Raw genomic sequence first — 13,043 nt, forward strand, 5'->3', positions numbered from 1 at the left:
TGGTGGCGTGGAGGGCGGCGCCCCCCCTGTTGTGGGGGCGGGGGTCCGGGCGCAGCGCCCGCGGCGCGACCCCGGCCAGCCGCCCGGCCAGCGCGAGCGTCGCGTCCGGCACAGCGGCCGCGTCCGGCACAGCGGCCGCGTCCGGCACAGCGGCCGCGTCCGGCACAGCGGCCGCCGACGTGCCGCCCCCCGCCATCAACCGCGCCGCCGACCGTGCCCCCGACCGCGCCCCCGACCGGGAAGCCGGCTGCGAGCCCGACCGGGAGGCCGGCCGGGAAGCCGACTGTGGCGACCGGGAGGCCGGCTGGCTGACCGGGCGCATCGCCGAGCGGGGCAAGGGGCGGCTGTCGTCGCCCCTGGCGTCGCCCGGCGTGTAGCCCTCCGCGGCCGGGCCCGCCTGCCCCGCGGGCACGACGTCCACCAGGTGCATCGGGCCGTAGCCGCCCGCCGTGCTGGGACGGCCGCCGTTGGCGTCCCACCGCGACTCCAGGTACGACACCCCGAGCAGCACGCTCACCGGCACCCCGAACTCCGCCGCGGCGGCCGCGAAGTCGGCCTGCCGCCCCTGCTCCCGGACGCCCGTGCCGCCCGTGCCGCCCGTGCCGCCCGTGCCGCCCGTGCCGCCCGTGACGGCGGGCGCGGCCGGGACGGCCGGGCCGCCGACGACGGCGCACACGCCGGCGGACAAGCTGGTGGCCAGGACGGCGGCAAGCCGAAGCTGCATGACATCTCCCCACGGAACGGCACTGTTCGATCACCGTCCGTAACCATTCCCAGAAAGGGATGTGTCAGACGGGTCGGATGATACGGATGAGAATCCCGGGATCCGCGCCGCCCACCCCTCGACGACCGGCCGAAGAGAAGTGATAGCGCTCTGGAGTTAAATCCTGCCCGATTCCGGGCAGGATGTTGGCGTGTCTCGCTCCAGATGCGTAATGTCCTCGTCTGTGTCCACGGCGCGGCATCCCTACGAAGACCTCATCGCCCATCTCACCCGGACGAGCGCGCTCGATCCGGGAGAGGCGGCCCGCGTGGTCGCCGACGTGCTGTCGTACTTCTCCGAGCCGGTCGAGGAGTTCGTACGCCGCCGTCACGGCGAGCTCAAGACCCGCGGCCTGACCAACGACGAGATCTTCCCCCGGATCGCCGCCGAGTTACCCGCACGGCGGGTAGCGGCACCAGAGCTGTCGCTGCGGCAGCTCCGCAGGATCGTCTACGGATAAGAGGAGACCTCGATGTGCGGAATCGTGGCCTACGTGGGCCCCAAGGACGCGGCGCCCATCCTGCTGGAAGGGCTGCAGCGGCTTGAGTACCGGGGCTACGACTCCGCCGGGGTCGTGGTGTCGAACAAGGGACTCAAGGTACGCAAGGTCAAGGGCCGGGTCGCCGACCTGGCCAAGGTCGTGCCGGTGCGGTTCAAGGGCAACCACGGCATCGGCCACACCCGCTGGGCCACCCACGGCGTGCCCAGCGACGAGAACGCCCACCCGCACCTGTCGGCCGACCAGCGCATCGCCGTCGTGCACAACGGCATCATCGAGAACGCCGGCGAGCTGCGCGCCAAGCTGGAGGCCGACGGCGTCACGTTCCTGTCCGAGACCGACACCGAGGTCCTGGCCCACCTGATCGCCCGCGCCGCCGAGGAGAACGACTCCCTGGAGGAGGCGGTCAGGAAGACGCTCAAGAACATCGTCGGCACGTACGGCATCGCGGTGATCGACGCCGAGCGGCCGGGCGAGGTGGTCGTGGCGCGCAACGGCAGCCCGATCGTGCTCGGCATCGGCGAGAAGGAGATGTTCGCCGCCTCCGACGTCGCCGCCCTGGTCCGCTACACCCGCCAGGTCGTACACCTGGAGGACGGCGAGCTGGCCGTGCTCAAGGCCGACGGTTTCCACACCTTCGCCAGCGACGCCCGTGAGACCGCCAAGGAGCCGCTGACCGTCGACTGGGACGCCGGCCATTACGACACCGGCGGCTACGAGCACTACCTGCTCAAGGAGATCTCCGAGCAGCCCGAGACGATGACCCGCACGATGAGCGGCCGCCTCGACGAGCGCTTCCACGTCGCCCACCTCGGCGGCCTGAACATGGACGCCCGCGAGACGCGCTCGTTCCGCCGGGTGAAGATCATCGGCTGCGGGTCGGCGTACTACTCCGGGCAGATCGGCGCGCAGCTCATCGAGGAGCTGGCGCGCATCCCGGCCGACGCCGAGCCGGCCAGCGAGTTCCGCTACCGCAACCCCGTCGTCGACCCCGACACCCTCTACGTCGCGATCAGCCAGTCGGGCGAGACCTACGACACGCTGGCCGCCGTCCAGGAGCTCAAGCGCAAGGGCGGCCGGGTGATCGGCATCGTCAACGCCGTGGGCAGCGCCATCGCCCGCGAGGTCGACGGCGGCATCTACCTGCACGCCGGGCCCGAGGTGTCGGTCGCCTCGACCAAGGCGTTCACCTCGACCTCGGTCGCCTTCGCGCTGCTCGCGCTGCACCTGGGCCGGGTGCGCGACCTGTCGCCGGCCGACGGGCGGCGCATCGTGGAGGGCCTGCGCCGGCTGCCCGGCCAGATCGAGGAGATCCTCGCCCAGGGCGACAAGATCGCCGAGCTGGCGCAGAAGTACGCCAAGCACCCGAGCATGATGTTCGTCGGCCGGGTCAGGGGCTACCCGGTGGCCCGCGAGGGCGCGCAGAAGCTCAAGGAGATCTCGTACGTGCACGCCGAGGCGTACCCGGCCAGCGAGCTCAAGCACGGCCCGCTCGCGCTGATCGGCCCGGACATGCCGACGGTCGCGATCGTCCCCGACGACGAGCTGCTGGACAAGAACCTCACCACGCTCGGCGAGATCCGCGCCCGGGGCGGCCAGGTGCTCATGGTCGGCCACCGCGAGCCCGACGCCAAGCTGGCCGACGACGTGATCGTGATCCCGAAGAACGAGATCGAGCTCGACCCGATGCTGCTGACGATCCCGCTCCAGCTGCTGGCCTACCACGCGGCGGTCGCCCTCGGCAGGGACGTGGACAAGCCTCGCAATCTCGCCAAGAGCGTGACTGTGGAATAAATTCAGCCACAATCCTCGCAGGGTAGTGTTATCCGGCTGCGTACCACATAAATTCATTACTGTGCGGCAGTTCGACCCCCACACTCCGAATCTCGCACGCATGTACGACTACATGCTCGGCGGGACGGACAACTTCGCGGTCGACCGCCTGGCGATCGACCAGCTCGCCGAGCTGGTCCCGGAGGCGGTCCCGCTGGCCCGCGCGAACCGGGCCTTCCTCCAGCGTGCCGTGCGCTACGTCGCCGCCGCGGGGATCACCCAGTTCATCGACCTGGGCAGCGGGCTGCCGACGCAGGGCAGCGTGCACGAGGTCGCGCCGGCGGCCCGGGTCGTCTACGTCGACGACGACCCGGTCGTCGCCGCGCACGCCAGGGCACTGCTCGCCGGGGCGGACAGGGCCGCCTTCCTGGAGGCCGACCTGCTCGACCACGAGGAGGTGCTGGCCCGCGCGGGCCGGTTCCTGGACCTGTCGCGGCCGGTCGCGATCGTGCTGGTGTCGATCCTGCACTTCCTGCCCGACGCGGCCGATCCGCAGGGCGCGGTGGCGGCGCTGCGCGAGGCGGTCGCGCCCGGCAGCCGTCTGGTGATCTCGCACGCCACCTCGATGGGACGCCTGTCGGAGGAGGAGAGCCCGCGCGGGGGCCGCCGCGGCTCGTCCGGCTCGGGCGGGGCGGACCGCAGCCCGGCCGAGATCCGCGCGTTCTTCGGCGGCTTCGCGCTCGACCCGCCCGGCCTGGTGCAGGCCGTGGACTGGCGGCCGGACCGGCCCAAGCTGGTGGGCGACTGGTCGCTGCCGTCGTCCCTGATGGCAGGGGTGGCCACGAAGCAGGACTGACTCCGGCATACGCCGAAATTTCGGTTAACCGTATCCCGATGTGTAACAGCGAGTGAACTGTCAATAACTTCAGGTAATGGCGGTACTCGCGAAGGTCGGGGGAGGGCGGATGCGCCGTCGGCGGTTCTTGGCATGGACCCTGGGCGCGGCGGCGTGCGCGGCCGGATGCGGGACGGAACACGTCGTCGGCGGCCCCGCCGGCGCGAGGGGGCGGTTCTCGATCGTCGCGGGCGGCGACCGCTGGGCCCGGGTCGGCGAGGCGTTCGCCGCCGCCGCGCGCGCCACGGGCGTCGGCGCGTCGCCCACCGGCACGCGGATCACCGTGACCGGCCTGCCCGCGCTGGCGGCCTCCGAGCTGAACAACGGGCAGACGCTGCTCGACACCTCCACCCCGCTGTCCAGGCTCACCGGCGACGTCGAGGTCGTCGTCGTGCCCGGCAACTCCCGGTTCGCCGACTTCGACGACTTCGGCGCCCACCTGCGGGCCGACCCGAGCGGGACGATGCTGGCCGGCGGGCCGCAGGGCGAGCCCGACCACCTGCTGTTCGGCCTGATCGCCAAGGGGCTCGGCGCCGACACCAGGCAGATGGACTACACCGGCTACCCCAGCAGCCACGAGGCCGTCTCGGCACTGCTCGGCGGCAAGGCGGCGGCCGCGGCGGGCCTGCTCGGCGACTGGCGCGCGGCCATCGACGGCGGCCGGGTCAGAGCCCTGGCCGTCTCCTGCGCCCGCCGGGTGCCGGGGCTCGACGTGCCGACCCTGCTGGAGTCCGGCGTACGGGTGGACTTCGCGGACTGGGCCGCCGCCGTCGGGCCCGAGAACATGCCGGAGGACAGCAGGGAGTCGGCCGTGCGCATGTGCGACGAGGTGACCTCCTCGGCCTCGTGGCGGCGGGCGTGCCGGAAGGCGGGGTGGATCTCGATCCCGCTCAGCGGGGACGACTTCCGGCTCTGGCTGACCTCCGAGGTCGAGCGCACCCAGGCCGTGCTGCGCGATCTCGGGCTGCTGGCCAGCACCAGAGCCACGACGTGCTGGGGCAGTTGCGGCAACGGCCACTAGCCGAAACGGCGTGTCCGTGCGTATGGAGCGGCGCTTGAGGGCAATGTGACCTTGCAGCGACGTTCTACGACATAGGGGGCGCGAAGCGTGCAGTCGCCGGCAGCCTGGCCGATCCTCGTCATCTCGGTGGTCGGAGCGGTGCTCCTGGTGGAGGTGGTCCGCCGGGTGCTGATCCGGGTCGGACGAAAATGGGCCCTGGCCCGCCACCTGGTCGAGCACTGCACGTGGCCGGCGTTCTGCGTGGCCGCCACGGTGGCCTGCAACCTGGTCTTCGCCCCCGGCATCTTCGGCGACACGGCCGACGAGCGCGGCCTGGCCCAGTCGGTGGACCGGGTCATCGGCCTGGCCACCATCGGCACGGTGACCTGGCTGATCATCCAGGCGACGTACGCGCTGACGGACGTCGTGCTCGACCGGCTGGTGCTCGTCGAGGGCGAGCGCAACCGCCGGGCGCGGCGGATCAGGACGCAGATCGCGCTGGTGCGCCGCATCGCCGCCGCGGTCATCATCGTCATCGCGCTCGGCGCCATGCTGTTCTCCTTCCCGCAGGTGCGGGCGCTCGGCGCCGGGCTGCTGGCCTCGGCCGGCATCGCCGGCGCCATCGTCGGCATCGCGGCCCAGCCGACCATCGGCAACATGCTGGCCGGGCTGCAACTGGCCTTCAGCGACGCGCTGCGGCTGGACGACGTCGTCGTGGTGGAGGAGGAGTGGGGCAGGATCGAGGAGCTCACGCTCACGTACGTGGTGCTGCGCCTGTGGGACGAGCGGCGGCTGGTGCTGCCCGTCTCCTACTTCACCCAGAACCCGTTCGAGAACTGGACCAGGCACGGCAGCCGGGTGCTCGCCGTGGTGTTCCTGCGGGTCGACTGGGCGGTGCCGGTGCCCAAACTGCGCGACGCCCTGTACGAGTTCCTCCAGGGCAACCCGCTGTGGGACCAGAAGGACTGGACGCTCCAGGTCACCGACGTGCTGCCCAACGGCCTGGTCGAGCTGCGCGCCCTGATGAGCGCCGCCGACTCGCCGTCCTCCTGGGACCTCAAGTGCGACGTCCGCGAATTCCTGGTCAATTTCGTCCGCGACAACTACCCGGACGCCCTTCCCCGGTTCCGCGTCGAGGCCCCGGAAACGCGCGCCGGGGTGGCCTGGACCAACGACCGGGATCGCGACCGGCGATAAATACGTGGCATTTCCGGCGGCCCCCGGTCTACCGTTGATCTCGTTCCGGAACGACATTCACGGAGAACGACGAGAAAGGCGGCGGCCATGTGCGGACCTCGACCATTCGGGCCGTCCGGCAGCCGGCCTGAGCTGCGGCCAAGGCTTTCCCGGTGATTCCGCGGAGAATCGACCAGGAAAGCCGTCCCGGGCCTCCTCCGGGGCGGCTTCGTTGATTTTCCCGGCCGAGTGTGGGGCAGTTTGGTCAGCCCGCCTGCCTTGGGAGCAGGAGCACCGCAGGTTCGAATCCTGCCACTCGGACGTACGGCCCTGAAAGAAAAGGGCCGTGGGCTTCGGCCTGGCCGACGGGAATGGCGCCCCCCGGCCGGACACGAGCCCCGTCCCCGGGTCCGGCCTGCGCCGGGCCGGCCCGGGGCCCACCTTTCCTCAGCCGCCCAGTGAGCCGGCCACCCGGAACAGCAGCTCCTCCCGGCCGGGCCGGCAGACGAGCTGCAGCCCGACCGGCAGGCCGTCCACCGAGCCGGCCGGGACGGTGAGCGCGGGCAGGCCGAGCACGTTCCACGGGCTGGTCAGGGCCAGCAGCGCGGCCCGGACGGCGACGGCACGCCCGTCCAGCTCGGTCTGGCGCTGCTCCAGCGGCGGCGCGACGAGCGGCACGGCCGGCAGCGCCAGCACGTCGTGCTCGCCGAACAGCGACTCCGCCGCGGCGGCCAGCGCGGGCCGCTCGTCCAGGGCCTTGACGTAGGCCCAGGCGGGCAGGTCCATGGCCGCGCGCAGCCGGTCGAGCACCTCGGGGTCGAACAGCTCGGGCGCCCTGGCCATCCGGTCGGCGTGCACGGCGGACGCCTCCGCGCCCTGCACGGTCGCGTACGTCTCCCGCAGCTCCTCGGCCAGCTCCCCGGGCAGCGGCACCTCGTCCAGCCCCGCGCCCGCCGCCGCCCGCACGACCTCCACGACGCGCGGATCGCAGGGCGACAGGACCGCGGGGTCGAGCCACCCCACCCGCACCGCCGCCGCCTCGCCGGCGCCGTCACGGACGGGCGGCGGCCCGCCGGTCGCCAGCTGCCGGTAGGCGATCAGGCAGTCCAGCGGGCCGGCGGCCAGCACGCCGACGTGGTCGAACGTCCGGGACAGGGGGAACACCCCGGCGGTCGGGATCGCGTCGTAGGCGGGCTTGAACCCGGCGATCCCGCACAGAGCGGCCGGGACGCGCACCGACCCGCCCGTGTCGGTGCCGATCGCCAGCGGCACCATGCCCGCCGCCACGGCCGCCGCGCTGCCGCCGCTCGACCCGCCGGACATGCGCGCGGGGTCGCGCGGGTTGCGCGAGGGGCCGTTGGCCGAGCGGTCGCCGGTGGGGCCGTACGCGAACTCGTGCGTCGTGGTCTTGCCGACGATCACCGCCCCGGCCTGCCGCAGCAGCGTCACGCAGGCGGCGTCGGACTCGGCGACGTGGCCGGCGAAGTGCCGCGACCCCATCGTGCAGGGCAGGCCCGCGACGTCGATGAGGTCCTTCACGGCGACCGGCACGCCGTGCAGCGGGCCGCGGTCGGTGCCCGCGGCCAGCTCCTGGTCCGCCCGCCGGGCGGCGGCCGCCGCGCCCACCGGGTCCACGGTGACGAAGGCGCCGAGCGCGGGATCCAGGGTGACGGCCGCGTCGAGCGCCAGCCGGGCCAGCTCGCCGGCGGTGGTCCGGCCGGCGCGCAGGTCACGGGCCAGGTCGGTGACGGAACGGCCGGTGAAGGGGCCGGGCGGTGTGGGCGGCATGAGGTCCTCTCCGGACGGATCACGGCGACCCCGCCGTGAACGGACGGGCGTCCGGAGCAGACTACGCGTCCCGGCCCGCCGACCGGCGTTCCGGAGGCGTGGCGAGGCTTCCGCCGGAGAAGGCCGGGCTGCCGGGGCCGCGGCGGGGCTTCCGGAGTGGCCGGAGAAGGCCGGACTTCGCCGGGTGGCACCGGAAAGCGCCGAGTCCGTTCCTGGCGTGGCGTTACACGGCGGTACGGAGGCGATTACGTACAGTGAGCAGCGATGTCACTTCGTGATCCAGGGGGATTCATGAAAGCCAACCTCATCGTCGCCGGCGGGTTCGCCGTCGCCGCGCTGTTCGGCATGGCGGGGGCGGCCAACGCCAACGTCCACGACGAGAAGTGCGACCTGAGCACGTCCGACGACTCGACCGCGCTCCGCATCACGCCGTGGGGCGTGTCCGCCGGACACCGTGACGCCGACGCCTGCGAGCACCGCAGGGACTACTACGGGCGTCCCCACGACGGCTACAACTGGGGCTACTGGCCGGGCCGCGGCTACTGGCCGGGCGGCTGGGCGTACGGCCTGGGCGTGGGCGCCGGCATCTGAGGTCGCATCACCTGAGCCCGGGCCGCGCCGTGCGTGGCCCGGGATCCTGCGTTGCCGGGCCCGCGCGGCGTCCGGCGCTCCACGACCCCCGCCGCCGACCGGCCGAGGCCCGGACCCGTCCGCCCACGCGATGAGCACCCTCGCGGGCCGCCGGAGCCGATCCGGACCGCCGCCGCCCGGTACGCGGCCGGCCCCGGACGGGGGACCGGCCCGCCCTGGCCTCAACGGTCGACGATCTCGTTCTTGCCGATGACCACGACCCCGCCGCGGGTCAGCGCGAAGCGGGTGCGGTCGTAGTCGAGGTCGAAGCCGATGCGCGCGCCGTCGGGGATCACCACGTTCTTGTCGATGATCGCCTTGCGCACGATCGCGCCCCGGCCCACCTTGACGTTCTCCATCAGCACGGAGTCCTCCACCAGCGAGTGCGAGTGGAGCACGACCTTCGGCGACAGGATCGAGCGCATCGCCATGCCGCCCGAGACGATCACGCCGGGGGAGACCAGCGAGTCGATCGCCCGGCCCACCCGGTCGCCGTCGTTGTGCACGAACTTGGCCGGGGGCAGCGGGTCGTGCCCGGTGAAGATCGGCCACTTGTCGTTGTACAGGTTGAAGATCGGGTGGGCGGAGATGAGGTCCATGTGGGCCTCGTAGTAGGCGTCAAGGGTGCCCACGTCGCGCCAGTAGCCGCGGTCGCGCTCGCTGGAGCCGGGCACGATGTTGTTCTTGAAGTCGTAGACGTCCGCGCCGCCGGACTTGACCAGCATCGGGATGATGTTGCCGCCCAGGTCGTGCTTGCTGGTCGGGTCGAGCGCGTCCTCGCGCAGCGCGTCGATCATGGCCTGGGTCTTGAAGACGTAGTTGCCCATCGAGGCGTAGACCTCGTCGGGGGAGTCGGCCAGGCCCACGGCGTCCTTCGGCTTCTCCCTGAAGGCCACGATGCGGCGGCCCTCGGGATCGGTCTCGATCACGCCGAACTGGTCGGCCAGCGACAGCGGCTGGCGGATCGCCGCCACCGTCACGTCCGCGCCCGAGTCCTCGTGCTGCTCGACCATCTGCCGCGGATCCATGCGGTAGATGTGGTCGGCGCCGAACACGATCACGTGCTCGGGCATCTCGTCGTAGATCAGGTTCAGGTTCTGGAACAGCGCGTCCGCAGAACCGGAGAACCAGCGCGGCCCGAGCCGCTGCTGGGCGGGCACGGGCGTGACGTAGTTGCCCAGCATCGCCGACAGCCGCCAGGTACGGGAGACGTGCCTGTCGAGGCTGTGGTTCTTGTACTGGGTCAACACCACGATCTTCAGGAAGCCGCCGTTCGCGAGGTTCGACAGCACGAAGTCGATCAGCCGATACATCCCCCCGAACGGCACCGCCGGTTTGGCCCGATCCGCCGTGAGCGGCATGAGCCTCTTGCCCTCTCCACCTGCCAGCACAACCGCAAGCACCCTCCGGGACCTCATGTCCAGGACGCTACCCGTAAATGGCCGATCTATCGACGAAACCGCGCACTGTGCTGTGCCGCCGTGTCCTGACTTATCCGCGTTGAGCAGGGGCCGGACTTACCGACATTGGGCTGTATCGATGTGTTCCCTATGCTTGCGACGGTTCACAAGTGCGGTGCCGGAGTTGATGGTCGGCGCAAAACATGCCGCTCGCTGGAGGGCGCCGGGCCCGGCGCGTCGTAAGGTCGTGGGCATGCGTGTTGATCTGCTCAGCAGGGAGTACCCGCCGGACGTCTACGGCGGCGCCGGGGTGCACATGGAGTACCTGGCCAGGGAGCTGCGCAAGCTGGCCGACGTCCGGGTGCGCTGCTTCGGGGCCGATCGCGAGGAGCCCGGCGTGTCGGCCTACCGGGTGCCCGGCGGCCTGGAGCGGGCCAACGCCGCCCTCCAGGTGCTCGGCGTCGACCTGGAGATGGCCGCCGCCTGCGAGGGCGCGGACGTCGTCCACTCCCATACCTGGTACGCCAACTTCGCCGGGCATGTCGCCAAGATGCTCCACGGCGTGCCGCACGTCGTCACCACCCACAGCCTGGAGCCGCTGCGCCCGTGGAAGGCCGAGCAGCTCGGCGGCGGCTACACGGTCTCGTCGTGGGCCGAGCGCACGGCGCTGGCCGCCGCCGACGCGGTGATCGCGGTCAGCGAGGGCATGCGCCGCGACGTGCTGGCCGCCTACCCCGAGATCCCGCCCGGCCGGGTCACCGTCATCCACAACGGCATCGATACCGCCCAGTACGCCCCCGACCCCGGCCTCGACGTGCTGAAGAAGCACGGCGTCGACCCCGACCGGCCCTACGTGATCTTCGTCGGCCGCATCACCCGGCAGAAGGGCCTGGTGCACCTCCTGCACGCCGCCCGCTCGTTCGACCCGGCGGCCCAGCTCGTCCTGTGCGCGGGCGCGCCGGACACGCCGGAGATCGCCGCCGAGGTGACCGGGCTGGTGCGCGGCCTCGACCGCGACGGCGTGCTGTGGATCTCGGAGATGCTGCCCAAGCCGGAGGTCATCCAGCTCCTCACGCACGCCTCGGTCTTCGTCTGCCCGTCGGTCTACGAGCCGATGGGCATCGTCAACCTGGAGGCCATGGCCTGCGAGACGCCGGTGGTGGCCACCGCGACCGGCGGCATCCCCGAGGTCGTCGCCGACGGCGAGACGGGCCTGCTGGTGCCGATCGACCAGGGCCCCGACGGCACCCCGCACGACCCCGAGGCGTTCGCCGCCGACCTGGCCGAGCGGGTCAACGCGCTGCTGGCCGACCCGGCGCGGGCGGCCGAGATGGGCCGCGCCGGGCGGGCCAGGGCCGTCGAGCACTTCTCCTGGGAGCGCATCGCCCGGCGCACCCTCGACCTGTACACCTCGCTGCGCCGGGACTGAACGCGTGGGCCCCGGGACCGCGTGCCTGCTCGGCTTCAACGGCGCCTGCATGTAGGGGTGGCGGCGGGTCAGCGGGTGAGCCAGAGGGCGGGCCTGGTCAGGTCGCCCTCGGGGCCGGTCCAGCCCGCCGCGTACACCTCGGTCGTGCCGGGGCGGCGGGCCAGGGCGGTGACCGTGCCGCGCACGGTCGTCGTCGTCCAGCGGCCGGCCGCGTAGTGGTGCAGCCGGGAGCGGGTCGAGTCGAGCACCCACAGGCCCGCCCGGCCGTCGGGCTCGGCCTCGGTGAAGGCCGCGCCCTCCGGGCCCCAGCGGCACCGCCAGGCCGACCCGTCCCAGTGCAGCGCCAGCGGGCGGCGGCGTTCCAGGGGCTCGCCCTGCTCGTCGTACTCGTCGGGCGGGAACCAGGACACCCCGCCGACCACCCACACGTCGTCCGGCCCGAGCACGGCCACGTCGCCGAGCTCCGTGCGGGCCGACCGCGCGCCTTCGGGCGCGCCCGGCTCGGGCAGGTGCACCGCCTGCCACGCGACGCCGTTCCAGCGGGCGGCGGGGTCGTGCGCGGTCTCGCCGACCGTCCACACGTCCGCGCCCTCGCCGCCGAGGGCCCGCGCCGGGGCGGGCAGCCGGTACGCGCGCCAGGCCGAGCCGTCCCAGCGCAGCGCGTCGCGCCCGGACACGGCCCACGGGCCGCTCGCCGCGGTGCCGTGCAGGCCGATGGCCGAGGCGCTCTCCTTGAGCGGCGTGGAGGCGCTCACGGCGCCGTCCGCGACACCGGCCACCAGGCCGGGACGTTCGTCGTCGCCGGTCCCGAAGGCCCACGCCCGCTCGCCCGAGACCGCCCCGACCGCGGCGACCGTCATCCGGGACGGCAGCGCGTACGTACGCCAGCGCGCGCCGTCCCACCGGTCCAGCCCGCCGGACGTCGTCTCCATCCCGGCGGACGTCTCGCGCTGGACGGAACGCACCGCCCACACCGCCCCGTCGGGGGCGACCGCGAGCCGGTCGAGCGTGCCGTGCCCGTCGCCCGCCGGGACCGTCCGCCACGGCGACCGCACGGGCTCGGCGCGCAGGTCGTCGCCGCCGGGCCGGGGGCAGCGGGCCTGGACCGTGAGGCTCACCGCCGGAGCGGACGGGACGTCCCGCCCGGGAGGCCCGGCGCAGGCCGGGAGCGCCAGCAGCACGCCGAGACCGGCCGCGCGGGCACGTACGGAACGCCGCACCTCGCCCCCTTCGTGATCATCGGCAGAATACGCTCAACCCTGCCCAGGAGACCACGCGTGACGCCGATCAGCCCTGCGAAATGTAGTGGAGGATGACGTTGTGCACGTGGTGGGCCTTGTTGTCGCCGCGGAAGTCCACCTCGTAGGTGTGCGTGCCGACGTGGATGGCGATGGCGCCGGAGGAGAAGAACCCGCCGGCCAGCGACTTGTTGCTCACGACGCTCACCGCCGAGATCTTGGCGTAGGGGATGCTGGTGATCGCGATCCGCTTGCCCACGAACGACTTGTCCTGCACGATCACCCGCCGGTCCGTGAGCCCCAGGAACCCGGTGCCCGCCCCGATCGCGTCGTAGACGGCGATGATCTGCTCGCCGGGGAGCAGGCCGCTCTCGATCTGCTTGAACTGCTCTTTGCGGTCGTAGGGGATGTCAGCCATGCCCGGTCAACGAACGGGACGTGCCCCCGCGTTC

Annotated in this window: 11 protein-coding genes, 1 tRNA gene and 1 pseudogene; 8 read left to right on the forward strand and 5 right to left on the reverse strand. The window is 72.7% G+C overall.

Annotated features, from left to right (window positions below):
- Positions 1-724 (reverse strand): annotated as a pseudogene (locus ABT158_RS35515) (hypothetical protein); the annotation flags it as partial.
- A gap of 223 nt (positions 725-947) precedes the next feature.
- Between ABT158_RS35515 and ABT158_RS35520 the strand changes: the two are divergent.
- The 6 genes from ABT158_RS35520 to ABT158_RS35545 all read left to right on the forward strand — a co-directional run bounded on the left by ABT158_RS35520 (position 948) and on the right by ABT158_RS35545 (position 6,427).
- Positions 948-1,223, forward strand: a complete 276-nt coding sequence (locus ABT158_RS35520) for a hypothetical protein (RefSeq protein WP_502911594.1) — start codon at positions 948-950, stop codon at positions 1,221-1,223.
- Positions 1,224-1,235: 12 nt separating this feature from the next.
- On the forward strand, positions 1,236-3,056 hold the full coding sequence (glmS, locus tag ABT158_RS35525) for a glutamine--fructose-6-phosphate transaminase (isomerizing) (RefSeq protein WP_352361121.1): 1,821 nt from the start codon (positions 1,236-1,238) through the stop codon (positions 3,054-3,056).
- A 61-nt stretch (positions 3,057-3,117) separates the two neighbouring features.
- Positions 3,118-3,891 (forward strand): SAM-dependent methyltransferase, encoded by a 774-nt coding sequence (locus tag ABT158_RS35530; RefSeq protein ID WP_352361123.1) that lies wholly within the window; start codon positions 3,118-3,120, stop codon positions 3,889-3,891.
- Between the two features lie 109 nt (positions 3,892-4,000).
- On the forward strand, positions 4,001-4,951 hold the full coding sequence (locus tag ABT158_RS35535; protein WP_352361125.1) for a Bug family tripartite tricarboxylate transporter substrate binding protein: 951 nt from the start codon (positions 4,001-4,003) through the stop codon (positions 4,949-4,951).
- 87 nt (positions 4,952-5,038) lie between these two features.
- Positions 5,039-6,127, forward strand: coding sequence for a mechanosensitive ion channel family protein (locus ABT158_RS35540; protein ID WP_352361127.1), 1,089 nt, complete (start codon positions 5,039-5,041; stop codon positions 6,125-6,127).
- Positions 6,128-6,351: 224 nt separating this feature from the next.
- A tRNA-Pro gene (locus ABT158_RS35545) sits at positions 6,352-6,427 on the forward strand.
- Positions 6,428-6,553: 126 nt separating this feature from the next.
- On the opposite strand, the gene ABT158_RS35550 is transcribed toward ABT158_RS35545, so the two are convergent.
- Positions 6,554-7,894: an amidase gene (locus ABT158_RS35550; RefSeq protein ID WP_352361129.1), complete on the reverse strand. Its 1,341-nt coding sequence runs from the start codon at positions 7,892-7,894 to the stop codon at positions 6,554-6,556.
- A 291-nt stretch (positions 7,895-8,185) separates the two neighbouring features.
- Between ABT158_RS35550 and ABT158_RS35555 the strand changes: the two genes are divergently transcribed.
- Complete coding sequence (locus ABT158_RS35555) at positions 8,186-8,485, forward strand: hypothetical protein (RefSeq protein ID WP_352361131.1); 300 nt, start codon at positions 8,186-8,188, stop codon at positions 8,483-8,485.
- Positions 8,486-8,706: 221 nt separating this feature from the next.
- On the opposite strand, the gene glgC is transcribed toward ABT158_RS35555, so the two are convergent.
- Positions 8,707-9,942 (reverse strand): glucose-1-phosphate adenylyltransferase, encoded by a 1,236-nt coding sequence (glgC, locus tag ABT158_RS35560; RefSeq protein WP_352329862.1) that lies wholly within the window; start codon positions 9,940-9,942, stop codon positions 8,707-8,709.
- 235 nt (positions 9,943-10,177) lie between these two features.
- Here glgC and glgA point away from each other — a divergent pair, with 235 nt between their 5' ends.
- Positions 10,178-11,353 carry a glycogen synthase gene (glgA, locus tag ABT158_RS35565; protein ID WP_352361133.1) on the forward strand — a complete coding sequence of 392 codons (1,176 nt, stop codon included), beginning with the start codon at positions 10,178-10,180 and terminating at the stop codon, positions 11,351-11,353.
- Positions 11,354-11,421: 68 nt separating this feature from the next.
- Here glgA and ABT158_RS35570 read toward each other — a convergent pair whose 3' ends face one another.
- The gene (locus tag ABT158_RS35570) at positions 11,422-12,573 is read right to left on the reverse strand and encodes a hypothetical protein (protein WP_352361135.1); all 1,152 of its coding nucleotides are present in this window, start codon (positions 12,571-12,573) and stop codon (positions 11,422-11,424) included.
- A 67-nt stretch (positions 12,574-12,640) separates the two neighbouring features.
- Complete coding sequence (locus tag ABT158_RS35575; RefSeq protein WP_352361137.1) at positions 12,641-13,009, reverse strand: PH domain-containing protein; 369 nt, start codon at positions 13,007-13,009, stop codon at positions 12,641-12,643.
- Positions 13,010-13,043: the final 34 nt, after the last annotated feature.

The sequence above is a fragment of the Nonomuraea sp. NPDC001636 genome, from assembly GCF_040298265.1.
In the GTDB taxonomy this organism is placed as follows: Bacteria; Actinomycetota; Actinomycetes; order Streptosporangiales; family Streptosporangiaceae; genus Nonomuraea.